The sequence below is a fragment of the Burkholderia sp. YHN3-13 genome (assembly GCF_055810675.1).
Map to the genome: position 1 here is coordinate 120,721 of NZ_JBVVNQ010000013.1, position 17,995 is coordinate 138,715.

Here is a 17,995-nt window from a genome sequence, read left to right on the forward strand (position 1 = left end):
TTCCGGTTATGCGTTCTGCCATTCGGCGGGCGTCAGCGTCTTCATGCTGAGCGCGTGGATTTCCTGCTTCATGCGATCGCCGAGCGCCGCATAGACGAGCTGGTGCCGCTGGATCGGCCGCTTGCCCTCGAAGGCCGCCGACACGATCGTCGCGAAGAAATGCTGGCCGTCGCCTTCGACTTCCAGATGCGTGCAGGCGAGACCGCCGGCGATGTATTGCTTGACCTGTTCGGGAGTCGGCAACATGGTGTAAGGCTCCTGTCGGCGGCGGCGCCCCGGGAGGCGGCCGCAGCCTGTCGATATCAATGACGCAGTTTGTAGCCGGTCGCGAGCAGCCGCATCGCGATCAGCGCGAGCAGCACGAAGAAACCGGTAACGATCGCGAGGCTCGCGAACGGGTTGATGTCGGACGCGCCGAAGAACCCGAAACGAAAGCCGTCGATCATGTAGAAAAACGGATTGAGACGCGAGATCTCGCGCCACACGGGCGGCAGCGAGTGCGTCGAATAGAACACGCCCGACAGGAACGTCAGCGGCATGATCAGGAAGTTCTGGAACGCGGCGAGCTGGTCGAACTTCTCGGCCCAGATCCCGGCGATCAGGCCGAGCGTGCCGAGGATCGCCGAGCCGAGCAGCGCGAACGCAATGATGAACAGCGGCGCCGCGAAATGCATCGGGATAAACCAGATCGTCACGACGAACACGCCGGTGCCGACCGCGAGCCCGCGCACGACCGACGCGAGCACGTACGCGCCGAAGATGTCGCGGTACGACAGCGGCGGCAGCAGCATGAACACGAGGTTGCCGGTGATCTTCGACTGGATCAGCGACGACGAGCTGTTCGCGAACGCGTTCTGCAACACGCTCATCATCACGAGGCCCGGCACGAGAAAGCTCACGTACTCGACGCCCGGATACACCTCGACGCGGCCCGACAGCGCATGACCGAAGATCGTCAGGTACAGCAGCGCCGTGACGATCGGCGCGAGCACCGTCTGGAACGACACTTTCCAGAAACGCAGCAGTTCCTTGTAGAACAGCGTCCGGAAGCCGCTGCCCGGCACGCGCCGGGCCGTGCCCAGCGCCCCTTCGGCCGGCAGCGAACGCAGTTCGCGCGGGGATTGTTGATTCATGCCAGACCCTCGATCACCTCGGCCCCGTTCATCACCTGGACGAACACATCCTCGAGGTCGGCCTTGCGGACCTCGATCTCGTCGAACGTGCTGCCTGCCGCGCGGCATTGCGCGAGAATGCGTTCGACATCGTCGTAGCTCGTGAGACGCAGCAGGTGCTCGCCCGGCGCGCGCGCGGCGGGGTCGGTCTCCAGCCCGCGCAGCTCGGCCGGCAGCGCGCCCGTCGCGAGCCGCAGATAGAGCTGCAGCCCCGCGAAGCGGCGCAGCAGCGCGTCGGTGCGGTCGAGCGCGACCACCTCGCCACGGCGCAGCATCGCGATGCGGTCGCACAGCGACTCGGCTTCCTCGAGGTAATGGGTGGTCAGCACGATCGTGTGACCCTCGCGGTTCAGGCGCGAGATGAATTTCCACAGCGTCTGGCGCAATTCGACGTCGACGCCGGCGGTCGGCTCGTCGAGCACGATCACGGGCGGCCGGTGCACGAGCGCCTGCGCGACGAGCACGCGGCGCTTCATCCCGCCCGACAGCGCGCGCATGTTCGCGTCGGCCTTCTCGGTGAGGTCGAGATTGGCCATCACTTCGTCGATCCAGTCGTCGTTGCGGCGCAGCCCGAAATAGCCGGACTGGATCCGCAGCGTCTCGCGGACGGTGAAGAACGGGTCGAAGACGAGTTCCTGCGGGACGACACCCAGCGCGCGGCGCGCACCGCGGAAGTCCTTGACGACGTCGTGGCCGCGCACCGAGATACTGCCTTCGTCGGCCCGGGCGAGCCCGGCGAGGATACTGATGAGCGTGGTCTTGCCTGCGCCGTTGGGGCCGAGCAGACCGAAAAACTCGCCTTCCTCGACCGACAGGCTGACGCCCTTGAGCGCCTGAAGCGACTTGTAGCGCTTCTTGACGTGACGGATTTCTATGGCTGACATGACTGTGCGCGACGCCAGGGCCGCGACGCCTATTCTGTGCTTGCTGCGAAAGAAAATGGGGGCCGGACGCCGATTGGCTGCCCCGCAAAACGCTTGATTATAGGGCAAACCGGCTGGGGGAGCCGGCGCCGGAGGCGCGCGGCCTGACGCGTGCGCGCGCCAGCTGGCGCGGCAGGCTCCGGTCGGACAGGGTCAATGTCGCCCGGTGCCGTCGATGAGCGCGTCGACGCCGTAGGCGCGCGCGAGGCTGGCGAGCTTCGGCGGGAGATTGAGGATGTCGAGGGTCGCGCCGCGCGACATGGCGGCACGTTGCCATGCGAGCAGCACGGCGAGCGCGGACGAGTCGAACTGCGTCAGCGCCGCGCAATCGACGGCGGTGGCGCCCGCGCCGATGCGCGCAAGACCGTCCGCGAGCGCGGACTTCGCGCTCGCGACGGTCAGCGAGGAGCCGGCTTCGAAGCCGCTCACGACGCTTGCTTGCCGGCGGCAAGTTGCTGGTTGCGCTGCGTCAGGAACTGGATCAGGCCGTCCACGCCGCTTTGCTGGATCTTTTCGTTGAACTGCTGCTGGTACGTCTGGATCAGCCACGCGCCGAGCACGTTCAGGTCATACACCTTCCAGCCGTTCGCCGACTTGTACAGGCGGTAATCGATCTGGACCGGCTGGCCGTTGTTCATCGCGACCGTCTTGACCACGACATCGGTATCGGCCGGATCGGCGCGGAACGGCGGGTACTGGATCTGCTGGTCCGGCTTCAGCTGCGCCAGCGCGCCCGAGTACGTGCGGATCAGCAGCAGCTTGAACTGCTCCTGAACCTGCTGCTGCTGCTCGGCCGTTGCCGTGCGCCAGTTGCGGCCCATCGCGAGCTGCGTGGTGCGGCGGAAATCGGTGTACGGCAGGATGTCCTTGTTGACGATCGAGATGATGCGGTTGGTGTCGCCCTGCTTGATCGTCTGCTGCTTGACTTCGTCGAGCACCTGCTGCGTCGCCGTCTTGATCAGCGACTGCGGGTTCGACTGGTCGACTTGCGCGTGAGCCGCGCTGCCGAACGAGAACAGCGCCGCGAATACGGGGATCAGGAACAGTTTTTTCATCATAGTGACCTGCATGAATGAGTCGATGCGAAGGTTGGAGCAGGTAGCTTACGCGCAAGTTCGCGCACGCTACCGACTGAATCGTTTCCGGCTGTAACGAATGTAAATCCGTCAGTGCAGCCGGATGCTCGGGAAACGGAACCCGCCCGGCGACGGCGGCGCCACCTGCATCGCCGGCACGTTCGTTTCGCTGGCCGGATTCGGTCCTTCGGCCGTGCCCGAGGCCGGCGCGGCAACCGCCGCGCCCGATGCCCCCGCCGGCGCGGTCGCGCCGCTCACCGCTGCCGCGCCCGCCGTACCGGCCGCCGCCGGTGCCGCGCCGTCGTCCGGCAGATCGTACTTCGGCAGCGCGTCGTTGCTCGACGTCGCGGCGGCCTCGCCGCGCGCGTTGCTGATCAGCATCTGGCGGCGCTGCAGGTACGCGTTGCGCACGAACGAATACTTGTCGAGCGCCGCGGCATCCAGCACGTCGCCCGCGCCGAGCAGGTTCGCACGCGTGTTGACGAGGTTGACGCCGAACAGGCCCCAGCTCAGGCCGTCCGGCTTCACGTAGGTGAGCGGATTGCCGACGTAGTCGACGCCGAGGCCGGCCGTGTCGCGCAGCGTGCTCGGGCCGAGCAGCGGCAGCACGAGGTACGGGCCCGACGGCATGCCGTAGCGGCCCATCGTGATCCCGAAATCGGCCGTGTGCTTCGGCAGCTTCGCGATCGTCGCGACGTCGAACAGGCCTCCGACGCCGAACACCGTGTTGATCACGACGCGCATGATGTCGCCGACGCCGTCCGCGATCCGCAGCTGCACGATGTTGTTCGCCGCGATGTAGACGTCGCCGATGTTCGAGAAGAAGTTCGTCACGCTGTCGCGCACCGGCTGCGGCACCACGTACTGGTAGCCCTTCGCGACCGGTTTCAGCGCGTAGGTGTCGACCGTGTCGTTGAACTTGTACATCGTCCGGTTGAAGCCTTCGAGCGGATCGCCCTTGGTCGGCGTCTGCACGGTCGCGCAGCCGCTCAACGCGGCGGCTGCCGCTATCGCCAGCGCGGCGTGCCTGATGCGGATCGTCTGCATGGTCATTACCCTCTTCTATTCTCTCGTGTGGTTATTGGGCCGCCGAACCGGACGCGGCGGACACCGCCGACGCCGGCACCGCCACCGGAGCCGGCGCAGCCGGCGCGCCGGCTGCCGGCTTCGCACCGCCCGCATCGGCGGCCTTGCTGTACAGGAACTGGCCGATCAGGTTCTCGAGCACGATCGCCGACTGCGTCATCGAGATCGTATCGCCCGACTTCAGCATTTCCGTGTCGCCGCCCGGATCGAGGCCGATGTATTGCTCGCCGAGCAGGCCCGACGTCAGGATCTTCGCCGACGAATCCTTCGGGAACGGGTACTGGCCGTCGATGTCGATCGTCACCAGCGCCTGGTACGTGTTCGTGTCGAAGCCGATCGACTTCACGCGGCCGACCACGACGCCGGCACTCTTCACGGCCGCGCGCGGCTTCAGCCCGCCGATATTGTCGAATTTCATCCGGACCGAGTAGGTCGGCTGAAACGACAGCGAGCTCATGTTGCCGACCTTCAGCGCCAGGAACAGCACCGCAAGGAAGCCCACCACCACGAACAGGCCGACCCAGAAGTCGAGAGCAGTCTTTTTCATCGTCATCCCAAAATTTGGCTTGGCTGAGGCTTAGCTGAACATCAGCGCGGTCAGCAGGAAATCGAGGCCGAGTACGGCGAGCGACGCGAACACAACCGTCTTGGTGGTCGCGCGCGACACGCCTTCGGGCGTGGGCTTCGCTTCATACCCCTGATACAGCGCAATGAAGGTCACGGCGAACCCGAACACGATGCTCTTCAGCACGCCGTTGCCGACGTCGGCCCAGACCTGGACCCCGCCCTGCATCTGCGACCAGAACGCGCCCGGATCGACGCCGATCAGCACGACGCCGACGAAGTAGCCGCCGAGCACGCCGACCGCGTTGAAGATCGCCGCGAGCAGCGGCATCGCGATGATGCCCGCCCACATGCGCGGCGCGATCACCGTCTTGATCGGGTCCACCGCCATCATTTCGAGCGCGGTGAGCTGCTCGCCGGCCTTCATCAGGCCGATCTCGGCCGTGAGCGACGTGCCCGCGCGGCCCGCGAACAGCAGCGCGGTGACGACCGGGCCGAGCTCGCGCACGAGCGACAGCGCGACCAGCAGGCCGAGCGCCTGCTCGGACCCGTAGCGGTTCAGCGTGTAATAGCCCTGCAGGCCGAGCACGAAGCCGACGAACAGCCCCGACACGGCAATGATCACGAACGAATAGTTGCCGAGGAAGTGGATCTGCTTCGTGACCAGCCGCGGCCGGCGCAGCAGCGGGAAGAATTGCAGCACGAGGCGTACGAACAGCCGCGTGCCGTAGCCCGCGCGCTCGAGGCCGCCGATGACGTAACGTCCGATCGCGCTGATCATGCGCGCCCTCCGCCGAGCCCGAAATCCGCTGCAAGCGGCGGGCTCGTGTAATGAAATTTGAACGGGCCGTCCGGCGCGCCGTCGATGAACTGCCGCACGCTCGGATCGGTCGACGCGCGCAGCTCGTCGGGCGTGCCCTGCGCGAGCACGCCGCCGTTGGCCAGAAAGTACACGTAGTCGGCGATCGCGAACGATTCCGGCACGTCGTGCGTGACGAGGATCGAGGTCGCGCCGAGCGCCTGGTTCAGCGTGCGGATCAGGTTCGCGGTGATGCCGAGCGAGATCGGGTCGAGGCCGGCGAACGGCTCGTCGTACATGATGAGCTGCGGATCGAGCGCGATCGCGCGGGCGAGCGCGATCCGGCGCGCCATCCCGCCCGACACCTCGGACGGCATCAGGTCGCGCGCGCCGCGCAGGCCGACCGCGTTGAGCTTCATCAGCACGAGGTCGCGGATCAGGTCTTCGGGCAGGTCGGTATGCTCGCGCAGCGCGAACGCGACGTTCTCGAACACCGACATGTCGGTAAACAACGCGCCGAACTGGAACAGCATGCCCATCTTGCGGCGCAGCGCGTACAGGCCGTCGCGCGTTTGCGCGCCGACGTCGGCGCCGTCGAACAGCACCTGGCCGCGGCGCGCGCGCACGAGGCCGCCGATCAGGCGCAGCACGGTGGTCTTGCCGCAACCCGAGCCGCCCATGACCGCGACGACCTGCCCGCGCCCGAAGCGCAGGTTCAGGTTGGACAGGACGAGGCGGTCGCCGTAGCCAAAGTCGACGTCGCGAAGTTCCAGCAGGGTCTCGGTAGGAGTGGGGCTCACGGAGCTGACAGTCCTTTTACGCAGAACGCCGAATTATAGGGCCTGCATTGGAATGATGTCGTGACGCCGTTCCGGGCCCGGCGGTCAATGATTGTCAAATTGTCCGGGAAAACATTGCTGCAGCGCAATAAGCGCCGTCCGATAATCGGCGGCGCCCGTGACCGCGCTGACCACCGCGACGCTGCCGACGCCCGTCGCCAGCACGGCCGGCAGCGTGTCGAGCCCCACCCCGCCGATCGCGACGAGCGGCGCCCGCGCGCTGGCGAAGCGCGCGTAGCGGGCAATCCGCGCGAGGCCCTGGGGCGGCGCGGCGACGGCCTTCGTGGCGGTCGCGTAGACGGGGCCGAGCGCGAGGTAGCTCGGGCGCGCGTGCAACGCCCGCAACATCTCGTAATAACCGTGGCTCGAAAGTCCGAGCCGCAGGCCCGCGCGCGCGATCGCGGCCAGATCGGCCGTTTCGAGGTCCTCCTGCCCCAGATGAACGCCGTACGCGCCTTCATCTACCGCGATCTGCCAGTGATCGTTGATGAACACGCGCGCATCGGGATAACGACGCCCCGCCGCGACCGCACGCGCGATTTCCCGGCGCAGCGCGTCCGGCGTCGCGCCTTTCACGCGCAGTTGCACGGTCCGCGCACCGCCCTCGAGCACGCGCTCGACCCACGCCGCGTCCGGCACGACCGGATAGAGGCCGAGTTGCGCGGGACACGGCGCGAATGCCGGCTCCGGCGCGGGCGGCAGCCCGGCGACACGCGGAAACCGCGCGGCATCGACCGGCCACGCGTCGGCGGCGCGCGTCTCGTCGCCGTCTTGCCACGCCAGCGCGAGCACCAGCGCGTCGACCGGCGCGAAGCCGCAATCGAGGAAGGCGGCGAGCGCCGCGATCCAGTCGTCCGCGAGCGGATGCGCGGCTTCGAGCGCGTAACGCGCGCCCGCCGCATGCAGCACCGCGCCCTGCTCGTCGAATTCGATCGCGACCGCCTCCGGCGAGGCCGGCCGCGACGCGGCCGACGCGCGCGCCTGCGCGGCGCGGTCGCCGGCGGACACGATCAGCACGTCGCCGTCGGACGGCACGTCGGGCGCCGCCACGCAGAGCCGCCACGGCGCCGCGCCGTCCGGCCAGTCGCCGAGGCGGGCGCGAATCCGTTCGGCCGCTTCGGCCAGCTCGTCGGCCGGCGGCCAGAATGCGTCGGCGAAGCGCGCGCTCATGCGCCACCCCCGTCCTGGTGCCAGAACGGCATCCCGACGACCGGCGTGCTCGCGTGCGCGGTCTCGCGTGCGTCCATCGGCCCGGCCAGGTACGCGGCGCGCCCCGCCTCGACGCCCTGCGCGAACGCGCGCGCCATGATCTCCGGGTGCGTGGCCTGCGACACGGCCGTGTTCAGCAGCACGCCGTCGAAGCCCCACTCCATCACCTGGCACGCGTGCGACGGCACGCCGAGCCCCGCATCGACGATCAGCGGCACGTCCGGCAGCCGCTCGCGCAGCACGCGCAGGCCGTACGGGTTCACGATGCCCTTGCCCGTGCCGATCGGCGCGCCCCACGGCATCAGCGCCTCGCAGCCGACGTCGAGCAGGCGCCGGCCGATCACGAGATCCTCGGTGCAGTACGGCAGCACCTTGAAGCCGTCCTTGACCAGTTGCGCGGCGGCCTCGATCAACCCGACCGGATCGGGCTGCAGCGTGTAGTCGTCGCCGATCAGCTCGAGCTTGATCCAGTCGGTGCCGAACACCTCGCGCGCCATGTGCGCGGTCGTCACGGCCTCGGCGACGGTCTGGCAGCCGGCCGTGTTCGGCAGCAGCGGCACCGCGTGGCGCTTGAGCAGGTCGAAGAAGCCGGCTTCTGCGGTGCCGCCCGTCATCTGGCGGCGCAGCGCGACCGTCACCATCCCGGGACGCGACGCGTCGATCGAATCGGACAGCGACTGCAGCGACGGATAACGCGACGTGCCGAGCAGCACGCGGCTTGCGAAGGTTTCGCCGTACAGCGTCAGCGCGTCGGCGGAGGTGAGGGACGTCATGTCGTTTTCCTGGAAGAGCGGGGACGAACCGGCGGCGCTCAGCCGCCCGCGACGGGGTGCACGACGTCGAGCTTGTCGCCCGCCGCGAGCGCGCGCGCCGCATGCTGCGTGCGCGCGACGAAATTGCCGTTCAGCGCGACCGCATACGGCGGCCGCGCGCCGTACGCGGCGAGCGCGTCGGCCACCGTCGCGCCGTCGGGCAGCGTCAGGGTCTGTTGGTTGATCTGGATATCCATGAGGCTCGGTCGGATTCGGTCGGCGGCGCGCGTCAGGCCGGCTGGCGCGCGTCGCTGCGGTGATGAAGGAGCGTCGGCCAACGCGCGGCGTCGCGCCACGCGGCGAACGCGTCGGCATCGCCCAGCGCGCCGCCGAGCGCGGCTTGCGCGCACGCGACGGCTGCCTGCGCGACTTCCGGCGCGATCATGAAGCCGTGCCGGTACAGACCGTTGACGGCGAGTGTCGATGCGCCGTCCCAGATCACCGCCGGGCGGTGATCGGGCAGCGTCGGCCGGCACTGCGCGTTGAGTTCGAGAATGCGTGCCTCGCCGAACGCCGGATGCACGGAGAACGCCGCGCTCAGCAGTTCGAGCGCGGAGCGCACGCTGACGGGCGACATGTCCTCGCCCTCCACCTCGGTCGCGCCGATCACATAGAGATCGTCCTGCTTCGGCGCGATGTACAGCGGGTAGCGCGGATGCAGCAGCCGCACGGGCCGCGTGAGCCCGATGCCGGGCGCATGCACGCGCGCGACTTCGCCGCGGATGCCGCGCAGCGCGGGCAGCGCGGATTTCGCGCCGAGCCCGCGGCAATCGATCGTGAAATGCGCGGCGGGCAGGTTGGCATCGTCGATCGCGACGTGCCAGTGAAGGTCGACGCCGCGTTCGGCGAGGCCCGCCGCCAGCGCGCGCAGCGCCTGGCGATTGTCGAGCTGCCCTTCGCGCGGCAGCAGCAGGCCGCGGGCGAAACGGCCCGCGAGCGTGGGCTCGGCCGCATCGACCTGCGCGCCGGCGAGCGTCACGAAACCGCCGTCGAGCAGGTCGGCCGGCGCGTTCGCGCGCACCCGCCGCTCGAACAGCGGCGCCTCCGCGCGGTCCGCGTGGTGCCAGACGACGAGCGTGCCGTGATGCTGGAAAAAAACGGGTTCGGGCAGTTCCGCGAGCCATTGCGGCCAGCGTTCGAGCGACGCGGCGCCGAGCTCGGTGATCAGCCGCTCCGCGCTCGCCGCTTCCGCGAGCGGCGCGAGCATCGCGGCCGCGATCCAGGCAGCCGACTGCTCGCCGTCCGGGCCGCCGCGCTCGTACAGCGCGACGCGATGCCCGTCGCCCGCGAGCCGCCACGCGATCAGGCGGCCGACGAGGCCGCCGCCGAGCACCGCGAAATCGGGCCGTGCATCCTGGACGTTCATCGCGCGCCCTCCGCGCGAATACGCACGACGAGCGTCGACGCGCGCGCGCCGCCCCATGCGAACGCATGCGGCATCGGGGCGGGAATCAAGCAAAAGACTGAAGATTGTGCGGTCATCATTCCTTCCGTAACGCGCAATGCGCGTACCCAAAAGGACGAAACCGGCAGCAAAGGCCGGCCGGGCGGGACTCGGGCGCTGACCATATGGGATGGCGGCCAGCGCGGCCCGGCGGGATCAGAAACTTCCCTCGCCGGTATTACCCGGATCGGGTGCAAAGGGTTTTTCTCAGCCTCGCCGCGCCGCCCGGAACATCCGCCGGCCGCGCCACGAAGCACCCCTGTTTCGTCGTCGGCCATTAGACCATAAAAGCCGAAAGCGCCGCAAACTGTCCCCGTGGGGCAAATTCGCCGTCGGCCCGCGCCGCTCTGGCACAATGCCCGCAGGCCGGCCGCGCGAGCGGCCGGTTGCCGCGTCACCGCCGGCCCTTAAGCGCCGTTTAAGACGCGCGGGCGACCATCGCTGCGCCCGCCGTCCGTCGGCGCCGCGCCCCGGCATGCCGTATCGCGGCGCGCGCCCGGCTTCGCCCGGCCCGCGCGCCGGCTACTCATCAGGAAGCACATGACCCAATCGATCGATCCCGTCCGCTCCGCCTCCGACGCGCCGCAGGACGAGCGCCCGGTATCCGCATGGAGCCTCATCAAGCCCTACTGGGTATCGTCCGAATGGAAAATCGCGTGGGGCCTGCTGGTCACGATCATCGCGATCAACCTCTGCGTGGTCTGGATCAACGTCCGGCTGAACAAGTGGAACGCCGAGTTCTACAACGCGCTGCAGTCGAAGGACGTCCGCGACTTCCCGAATCTGCTGATGCAGTTCTCCGCGCTCGCGTTCGCGTTCATCATCCTCGCGGTGTACGGCCGCTACCTGCGGCAGCTGCTCGGCTTCCGCTGGCGCCAGTGGCTCACCGACCGCTTCCTCGGCCAGTGGCTCGGCGATCGCGCGTTCTACCGGATCGAACGCGACCGCCTCGCGGACAACCCCGACCAGCGGATCACCGACGACCTCCAATCGTTCGCGACCACGACGCTCGCGCTGTCGCTCGACCTGCTGTCGACGGTCGTCACGCTCGTGTCGTTCATCACGATCCTGTGGTCGCTCGCCGGCGCGCTGACGTTCACGCTCGGCGCGACGCCGATCTCGATTCCCGGCTACATGGTGTGGGCGGCCGCGCTGTACGCGGTGATCGGCTCGCTGATCATCCAGAAGGTCGGCCATCCGTTGGTGTCGATCAACTACCAGCAGCAGCGCGTCGAGGCCGATTTCCGCTTCGGGCTGATCCGCGTGCGCGAGAACGCCGAGCAGATCGCGTTCTACGACGGCGAGAAGACCGAGGCGGCCAACGCGCAGGGCCTCTTCATGCGCATCCGCGACAACTGGTGGCGCGTGATGAAGTACACGAAGCGGCTCACGTTCGTGCTGAGCTTCTACGGGCAGATCGCGATCATCTTCCCGCTCGTCGTCGCCGCGCCGCGCTATTTCGCGGGCGCGTTCTCGTTCGGCGTGCTGATGCAGATCTCGTCCGCGTTCGGCACCGTCAGCGATTCGTTCTCGTGGTTCATCAACAGCTACTCGACCCTTGTCGAATGGCGCGCCACCGTCAACCGTCTGCGCGAATTCAAGCGCGTGATGGGCACGTCGCACCTGAAGGAAAGCCTGTCGCCCGCGACCGAGCACGGCGGCATCAACCTGCACTACATCGACGACGCGAAGCTGTCGACGTCGGCGCTCAAGCTCGCGCTGCCGAACGGCAACGCGCTCGCCGACATCGGCAACGTGACGATCGAGCCGGGCTCGCGCTGGCTCGTGATCGGCAAGTCGGGTTCCGGCAAGAGCACGTTCATGCGCGCGCTCGCGGGCCTGTGGCCGTTCGGCGACGGTGCGATCGATGCGCCGGTCGGCGCGCGGATGATGTTCGTGCCGCAGACGAGCTACCTGCCGATCGGCACGCTGAAGGCCGCGCTCACCTATCCGGCGACACCCGACACGTTCAGCGACGAAGCCTGCCGCGACGCGCTGCGCGCGTGCCGCCTCGAGGATTACGTCGAGCGCCTCGACGAGACCGCGCACTGGACGCGCGTGCTGTCGCCCGGCGAGCAGCAGCGTCTTGCCGGCGCGCGCGTGCTGCTGCACAAGCCCGACTTCCTGTTCCTCGACGAAGCCACCAGCGCGCTCGACGCCGACAACGAGGCACGCCTGTATCACCTGTTCGCCGAACGGCTGCCGAAGGCCGCGATCGTCAGCATCGCGCACCGCGAGTCGCTGGCCGCGTTCCACGTCGGCACGATCAACGTCGAACGCGCGAACGCCGGCGACAAGGTCGCCGCGTGAGCGCACGCGCGCGCATCGCGCTGATCACCGGCGCAGGCGCGGGGATCGGCGCGGCGCTCGCACGACGGCTCGCGGCGCCCGGCGTCGCGCTGGCGCTGCATGCGCGCGGCGCGGACGATTCCGCGCGGGCGCGGCTCGCCGAAGTCGCCCGTGCGTGCACGACGGCCGGCGCCGAATGCATCACGCTGACCGGCGATCTCGGCGAACCGGGTCTTGCCGCCGCGCTCGTCGATACCACCGCCACGCGCTTCGGCGGGCTCGACCAGCTCGTCGCGAACGCCGGCTTCGCCGCGCGGCAATCCTTTTCCGATCTTTCCGCGGACACGCTCGCGTGCGCCTTCACGGCGATGCCCGGCGCGTTCTCGGCGCTCGCGGGCCGCGCGCGGCCGCTGCTCGAAGCGTCGGTCGCCCCGCGCATCGTCGCGGTCAGCTCGTTCGTCGCGCACCGTTACCGCGCCGATGCGCCGTTCGCGGCGACCGCCGCCGCGAAGGCCGCGCTCGAATCGCTCGTGCGCTCGGCGGCCGCCGAATTCGCCGCGCGCGGCATCACCGTGAACGCCGTCGCGCCGGGCTTCACGCGCAAGGACCACGGCCCGAGCGCCGGCAACGCCGCCGCGTGGGCGCAGGCCGAACAGGCGACACCGCTCGGCCGGATCGCCGAACCCGACGATGTCGCCGCGCTGATCGCATTCCTGTTGTCCGATGCGGCGCGGCAGATCACCGGCCAGGTCATTCACGTCGACGGCGGCCTGACGCTCTGACGCGTCCTTCCCTCCCCCTCCTTGCCCGCACGAACCCGTCCCCGCCTTTTTGGCACGCGGGGCCGCGCCCGTAAAATAACCGCCACGCGGCAGCGCGAGACAAGACGAGAGGGGGCGGCAAGCATGCAGGCATTCCAGTGGTTCAACGAACTGTCGACGCGCGAGCGCCGGACGCTGTACGCCGGCTTCGGCGGCTACGCGGTCGATGCGTTCGACTTCATGATCTATTCGTTCCTGATTCCGACGCTGATCGCGACCTGGGGCATGTCGAAGAGCGAGGCGGGGATGATCGCGACGAGTTCGCTGATCTCGTCGGCGATCGGCGGCTGGGTCGCCGGCATCCTAGCCGACCGCTACGGCCGCGTGCGCGTGCTGCAGTGGACGATCGCGACGTTCGCGCTGTTCACGTGCCTGTCCGGGTTCACGCATTCGTTCTGGCAGCTGCTCGCCACCCGCACGCTGCAGGGCTTCGGCTTCGGCGGCGAATGGTCGGTCGTGACGATCATGATGGCCGAGACGATCCGCTCGCCCGAGCATCGCGCAAAGGCCGTCGGCACCGTGCAGAGCAGCTGGTCGTTCGGCTGGGGCGCGGCCGCGATCCTCTACTGGGCATTCTTCGCGCTGCTGCCCGAGCAGCTCGCGTGGCGCGCGTGCTTCTGGATCGGCATCGCGCCCGCGCTGTGGATCCTGTACATCCGCCGCAACGTCAGCGATCCCGACATCTACACGGCCACGCGCCGCGCGCGCGACGAGGGCCGCGTGTCGGGCCACTTCCTCGAGATCTTCTCGCCGCCGCACCTGCGCGCGACGCTGTTCGGCAGCGCGCTGTGCACCGGCATGCTCGGCGGCTACTACGCGATCACGACGTGGCTGCCCACCTACCTGAAAACCGTCCGCCACCTGTCGGTGTTCAACACGAGCGGCTATCTGGTCGTGCTGATCGTCGGCTCGTTCGTCGGCTACGTGGTCGGCGCGATCCTGTCCGACCGGCTCGGCCGCCGCGCGTCGTTCATCCTGTTCGCGATCGGCTCGTTCTCGCTCGGCATGGCATACACGATGCTGCCGATCACCGATACCGCGATGCTGCTGCTCGGCTTCCCGCTCGGCATCGTCGTGCAGGGGATTTTCGCGGGCGTCGGCGCGTACCTGTCGGAACTGTATCCGGGCGCGATCCGCGGCTCGGGCCAGGGCTTCTGCTACAACCTTGGCCGCGGGCTCGGCTCGTTCTTCCCGATCCTCGTCGGCGCGCTGTCGCAGTCGATGTCGCTCGTGAAGGCGATCGGCCTCGTGGCGGGCGGCGGCTACCTGCTCGTGATCGTCGCCGCGCTCGTGCTGCCGGAAACGCGCGGCAAGTCGCTCGTCGACGATCCGGCCGTCGCGTCGTGATCAACTGCTTCGCCCCGGAAACCGCATGCACGTGATCGTTCTGGGCGCCGGCGTGATCGGCGTCACCACCGCCTGGCACCTGCGCGAAGCAGGCTGCGACGTCACCGTGATCGAACGCGAGGCCGACGTCGCGCGAGCGACGAGCCTCGGCAACGCGGGCGTGATCGCGCCCGGCTACGTGACGCCGTGGGCCGCGCCCGGGATGCCCGGCAAGATCCTCAAGTACCTGTTCAAGCCCGCGTCGCCGCTGATCTTCCGGCCGACGCTCGATGCCGCGCAGTGGCGCTGGATCGCGCGCTGGCTGCGCGAATGCGAGTTCGAACGGTTCCGCGTGAACAAGCAGCGGATGCAGCGCGTCGCGTATTACAGCCGCGCATGCCTGCATGCGTTTCGCGAGCGTTATCCGTTCGACTACGGCGCGAGCCGCGGCTACCTGCAACTGCTGCGCGGCGCGTTCGACGTCGAGATGGTGCAGCCCGCGCTGAAGGTGCTGCGCGACGCCGGCATCGCGTTTCGCGAACTCGACGCGGCCGGCTGCACGGCGATCGAGCCGGGCCTGCGCTGGGCGCGGCAAGCGCCCGTCGGCGGCATCTACCTGCCCGACGACGAAGCCGGCGACTGCGCCCGCTTCACGCGCGAACTGCGGGCGCGGTGCGAGGCGAACGGCGTGACGTTCCGCTTTCGCACCGAGATCCGCACGCTCGACGTCGCGGGCGGCAAGGTGCGCGGCGTGCGGGTCGATTCGCGCGCGGCGGGCGATGCCACGCCACGCGATGCGATGCTCGCCGCCGACGCGATCGTCGTCGCGCTTGGCGTCGACAGCGCCGGCCTGCTGCGGCCGCATGGAATCGACGTGCCGCTGTATCCGGTGAAAGGCTATTCCGCCACGCTCGAAGTCGTCGACGAGGAAAAAGCGCCGTGCGCCGCGCTGATGGACGAATCACTGAAGACGGCGATCACGCGCTTCGGCCCGACGCTGCGCGTCGCGGGCACCGCGGAACTCGGCAACCGGCGCGCGGCGCTGCGGCAGCAGGCGCTCGATACGCTGATGAAGGTGCTCGACGACTGGTTTCCGGCGGCCGCCGATCGGGCCTCGGCGCGCTTCTGGGTCGGCCGCCGGCCGATGACGCCCGACGGGCCTCCGCTGCTGGGCGCCAGCGGGATCGACGGGCTCTGGCTCAACGTCGGCCACGGCTCGACGGGCTGGGCGATGTCGATGGGTTCGGGGAAGGTGCTGGCGGACCTCGTCACCGGACACGAGCCGGAGATCGATCTGTCCGGCCTGACGCTCGCGCGCTACCGACGTTAGAACGCAGCAGGCCGGACGTCGGGCGGCGGCGTCGCCCCATCGGGTCCAGACGGTTTGTCCGGCGAGCTGTCGATGATGGCCGGCCTTCGCCCCGCATCGCGGAAACCGCTCAGCGCGCGGCGTGACCATCCGCGCACGCAAACGGCGCCGACGCGATCGGCCGATGCGACACGCCTTCGTGCGACAGCCGGCTTTCGAACAGCGTCAACGCGTCGACACGCAGCACGACCTGTCGCCCCGGCGCGCCGCCGTGCGCGGGCTGGCCAACCGCGTCATGCGGCAGCCGCGCGAGCGTCACGTGCGGGCGGAACGGCCGCCGGTCGGCCGGCACGCCGAGTTCGCGCAGCACCGCCGACAACCCGGCATTCAGCGCGACGCACGCGGGATCGGCCGCGAGTTCCGCGACGATCAGCCGCGCGCGCGGCAGGCTCGGCCACCACGCGATCCGCTCGACCGGCAGCGGCGGCAACGCATGGGCCGCCGCGAGCGCGGGCAGGTGCGCGGCCAGCGCGTCGCACCGTTCGCGCTCGATCGCGCCGATGAATGCTAGCGTCACGTGCAGTTGCGCGGGCAGCGTGCGTCGCGCGCCACGGGTGACCGGCAACGCGTGCAGCGCGTCGCGCGACGCCGCATCGGGCATCAGCGCGACGAACGCACGGAGCCGGTCGCCGTTCATGACCTGCGTACCGCGCCGCGCGGCGCGCTGGCCGCGTCGGCCGACACCGCCGGACGCTGCGGCAGCGGCCCGTGTTCGCCCCACACGTCGGCCGGCAGCACGCGCGCGAGTTCGGGGATCGTGTTGCGCGTGAACACCGGATCGGCGATGCCCGCCGCGCGCTGGCGGCGATAGTCGGCCCACGCGGCGTGCGCGTACTTGCCGAGCGCGATGATGGCGATCAGGTTGATGATCGCCATCAGCCCCATGCTCGTATCGGCCATCGCCCAGACGAGCGGCAGTTGCCCGACGCTGCCGAACATCACCATCGCGAGCACCGCGACGCGGAACAGCGGCAGCACGCCGCGCCGCTTCGTGATGAATTCGACGTTGCCTTCCGCATACGCGTAGTTGCCGATCACCGACGAGAACGCGAGAAAGAAGATCGCGACGGCCATGTAGATGCCGCCCCAGTCGCCGACGTGGCTCGAGATCGCGCGCTGCGTGAGCGCCGCGCCTTCCATTCCGGTGCCGAGTTCGTACTGGCCCGACAGCAGGATCACGAACGCGGTCGCGCTGCAGATCACGATCGTGTCGACGAACACGCCGAGCATCTGGATCAGCCCCTGCGTGACCGGGTGCCGCGTGCTCGCGGTCGCGGCCGCGTTCGGCGCGCTGCCCATCCCCGCCTCGTTCGAGAACAGCCCGCGCTTCACGCCGATCGCGATCGCCTGGCTCACCGCATAGCCGGTCAGGCCGCCCGCTGCCTGCTCGAGGCCGAACGCGCTCTTCACGATCAGCACGATCACGTCCGGCACCAGCGCGACGTGCGTCGCGACCGCGTAGACCGCGAGCGCGAGGTAGCCGATCGCCATCAGCGGCACGATCACCTGCGCGACCGTCGCGATGCGGCGGATCCCCCCGAAGATGATCGGTGCGGACAGCAGCACGAGGCCGAGGCCGACCGTCTCTCGGCTCCAGCCGAACGACGTATGAAATGCGTCGGCGATCGCGTTGGCCTGCACCGCGTTGAACACGAAACCGAACGCGAGGATCAGCGACAACGAGAACAGCACGCCGAAGCCGCGCGAACGCAGGCCCGTCTGGATGTAGTACGCAGGGCCGCCGCGGAAGCTGCCGTCCGGATGCGACACCTTGAAGATCTGCGCGAGCGTCGCCTCGACGAACGCGGACGACATCCCGACGAGCGCGGTCATCCACATCCAGAAGATCGCGCCCGGGCCGCCGACCGTCAGCGCGACCGCGACGCCGGCGATGTTGCCGGTGCCGACGCGGCTCGCGAGCCCCGTCGCGAACGCCTGGAACGACGAGATACTGCCCGGCTCGCCCTTGCTGCCGACCAGTTTCATGCTGAGGAGCAGCGCCTTCAGCTGGATCATCCGGAACCGCAGCGTGAACCACGCGCCGGCGCCGAGCAGCAGCGCGATCAGCACGTAATTCCACAACACGCCGTTGACGGCGTCGATCAGCGCTTGCAGGAGTGCTTCCATCCGGTTTCCTTGTAAATAGGGTCAGTCAGGTGCGTCGGCCGCGAACGCGGCCCGAGGGGCGACATGATATGACAGTTTTCAAGGAATATTACAAAACGAAAGGATTTGAGATATCGGGAAATCGCGCCTGGATGTCATC

General features: G+C 69.0%; 19 protein-coding genes and 1 riboswitch. Of the genes, 4 read left to right on the forward strand and 15 right to left on the reverse strand.

What is annotated here, in order from left to right; genetic code table 11:
- Window positions 1-6: 6 nt before the first annotated feature.
- The 13 genes from AC0KUR_RS26025 to AC0KUR_RS26085 all read right to left on the reverse strand — a co-directional run bounded on the left by AC0KUR_RS26025 (window position 7) and on the right by AC0KUR_RS26085 (window position 9,846).
- The gene (locus AC0KUR_RS26025; protein WP_006477131.1) at window positions 7-246 is read right to left on the reverse strand and encodes a BolA family protein; all 240 of its coding nucleotides are present in this window, start codon (window positions 244-246) and stop codon (window positions 7-9) included.
- A gap of 56 nt (window positions 247-302) precedes the next feature.
- Window positions 303-1,133, reverse strand: a complete 831-nt coding sequence (locus tag AC0KUR_RS26030) for an ABC transporter permease (protein WP_301742714.1) — start codon at window positions 1,131-1,133, stop codon at window positions 303-305.
- Window positions 1,130-2,056 (reverse strand): ABC transporter ATP-binding protein, encoded by a 927-nt coding sequence (locus AC0KUR_RS26035; protein WP_301742713.1) that lies wholly within the window; start codon window positions 2,054-2,056, stop codon window positions 1,130-1,132. The genes AC0KUR_RS26030 and AC0KUR_RS26035 overlap by 4 nt, the downstream gene beginning before the upstream one ends.
- A gap of 192 nt (window positions 2,057-2,248) precedes the next feature.
- On the reverse strand, window positions 2,249-2,524 hold the full coding sequence (locus tag AC0KUR_RS26040) for an STAS domain-containing protein (protein WP_034189821.1): 276 nt from the start codon (window positions 2,522-2,524) through the stop codon (window positions 2,249-2,251).
- Entirely contained in the window at window positions 2,521-3,150 is a 630-nt protein-coding gene (locus AC0KUR_RS26045; protein ID WP_034189861.1) for an MlaC/ttg2D family ABC transporter substrate-binding protein, read from the reverse strand. The genes AC0KUR_RS26040 and AC0KUR_RS26045 overlap by 4 nt, the downstream gene beginning before the upstream one ends.
- A gap of 111 nt (window positions 3,151-3,261) precedes the next feature.
- The gene (locus AC0KUR_RS26050; RefSeq protein ID WP_059557092.1) at window positions 3,262-4,218 is read right to left on the reverse strand and encodes an MlaA family lipoprotein; all 957 of its coding nucleotides are present in this window, start codon (window positions 4,216-4,218) and stop codon (window positions 3,262-3,264) included.
- Between the two features lie 31 nt (window positions 4,219-4,249).
- Entirely contained in the window at window positions 4,250-4,810 is a 561-nt protein-coding gene (gene mlaD, locus AC0KUR_RS26055; RefSeq protein WP_034189822.1) for an outer membrane lipid asymmetry maintenance protein MlaD, read from the reverse strand.
- Between the two features lie 24 nt (window positions 4,811-4,834).
- On the reverse strand, window positions 4,835-5,602 hold the full coding sequence (mlaE, locus tag AC0KUR_RS26060; protein WP_034189823.1) for a lipid asymmetry maintenance ABC transporter permease subunit MlaE: 768 nt from the start codon (window positions 5,600-5,602) through the stop codon (window positions 4,835-4,837).
- Entirely contained in the window at window positions 5,599-6,420 is an 822-nt protein-coding gene (locus tag AC0KUR_RS26065; protein WP_006477138.1) for an ABC transporter ATP-binding protein, read from the reverse strand. The genes mlaE and AC0KUR_RS26065 overlap by 4 nt, the downstream gene beginning before the upstream one ends.
- A gap of 84 nt (window positions 6,421-6,504) precedes the next feature.
- Window positions 6,505-7,629, reverse strand: a complete 1,125-nt coding sequence (thiE, locus tag AC0KUR_RS26070) for a thiamine phosphate synthase (RefSeq protein ID WP_200088010.1) — start codon at window positions 7,627-7,629, stop codon at window positions 6,505-6,507.
- Complete coding sequence (locus tag AC0KUR_RS26075; protein WP_034189825.1) at window positions 7,626-8,441, reverse strand: thiazole synthase; 816 nt, start codon at window positions 8,439-8,441, stop codon at window positions 7,626-7,628. Before AC0KUR_RS26075 ends, thiE begins: the two co-directional genes overlap by 4 nt.
- 38 nt (window positions 8,442-8,479) lie before the next feature.
- Entirely contained in the window at window positions 8,480-8,677 is a 198-nt protein-coding gene (gene thiS / locus AC0KUR_RS26080; protein ID WP_027783340.1) for a sulfur carrier protein ThiS, read from the reverse strand.
- 32 nt (window positions 8,678-8,709) lie between these two features.
- Window positions 8,710-9,846 (reverse strand): FAD-dependent oxidoreductase, encoded by a 1,137-nt coding sequence (locus AC0KUR_RS26085; protein ID WP_367190134.1) that lies wholly within the window; start codon window positions 9,844-9,846, stop codon window positions 8,710-8,712.
- A gap of 225 nt (window positions 9,847-10,071) precedes the next feature.
- Window positions 10,072-10,195, reverse strand: a riboswitch (TPP riboswitch).
- 269 nt (window positions 10,196-10,464) lie between these two features.
- Between AC0KUR_RS26085 and AC0KUR_RS26090 the strand changes: the two genes are divergently transcribed.
- From AC0KUR_RS26090 to AC0KUR_RS26105, 4 genes are all read left to right on the forward strand, one after another.
- The gene (locus AC0KUR_RS26090; RefSeq protein WP_473376590.1) at window positions 10,465-12,234 is read left to right on the forward strand and encodes an ABC transporter ATP-binding protein/permease; all 1,770 of its coding nucleotides are present in this window, start codon (window positions 10,465-10,467) and stop codon (window positions 12,232-12,234) included.
- On the forward strand, window positions 12,231-12,995 hold the full coding sequence (locus tag AC0KUR_RS26095; protein ID WP_367190133.1) for an SDR family NAD(P)-dependent oxidoreductase: 765 nt from the start codon (window positions 12,231-12,233) through the stop codon (window positions 12,993-12,995). Before AC0KUR_RS26090 ends, AC0KUR_RS26095 begins: the two co-directional genes overlap by 4 nt.
- Before the next feature lie 123 nt (window positions 12,996-13,118).
- Window positions 13,119-14,381 (forward strand): MFS transporter, encoded by a 1,263-nt coding sequence (locus AC0KUR_RS26100; RefSeq protein ID WP_034189829.1) that lies wholly within the window; start codon window positions 13,119-13,121, stop codon window positions 14,379-14,381.
- A 25-nt stretch (window positions 14,382-14,406) separates the two neighbouring features.
- A complete protein-coding gene (locus AC0KUR_RS26105) occupies window positions 14,407-15,690 on the forward strand; it encodes a D-amino acid dehydrogenase (RefSeq protein ID WP_473376591.1) in 1,284 nt (427 codons plus the stop codon).
- A 109-nt stretch (window positions 15,691-15,799) separates the two neighbouring features.
- Here AC0KUR_RS26105 and thpR read toward each other — a convergent pair whose 3' ends face one another.
- Window positions 15,800-16,366 (reverse strand): RNA 2',3'-cyclic phosphodiesterase, encoded by a 567-nt coding sequence (gene thpR, locus AC0KUR_RS26110; RefSeq protein WP_473376592.1) that lies wholly within the window; start codon window positions 16,364-16,366, stop codon window positions 15,800-15,802.
- A complete protein-coding gene (locus AC0KUR_RS26115) occupies window positions 16,363-17,856 on the reverse strand; it encodes an alanine/glycine:cation symporter family protein (RefSeq protein ID WP_473376593.1) in 1,494 nt (497 codons plus the stop codon). Before AC0KUR_RS26115 ends, thpR begins: the two co-directional genes overlap by 4 nt.
- Window positions 17,857-17,995 lie beyond the last annotated feature (139 nt).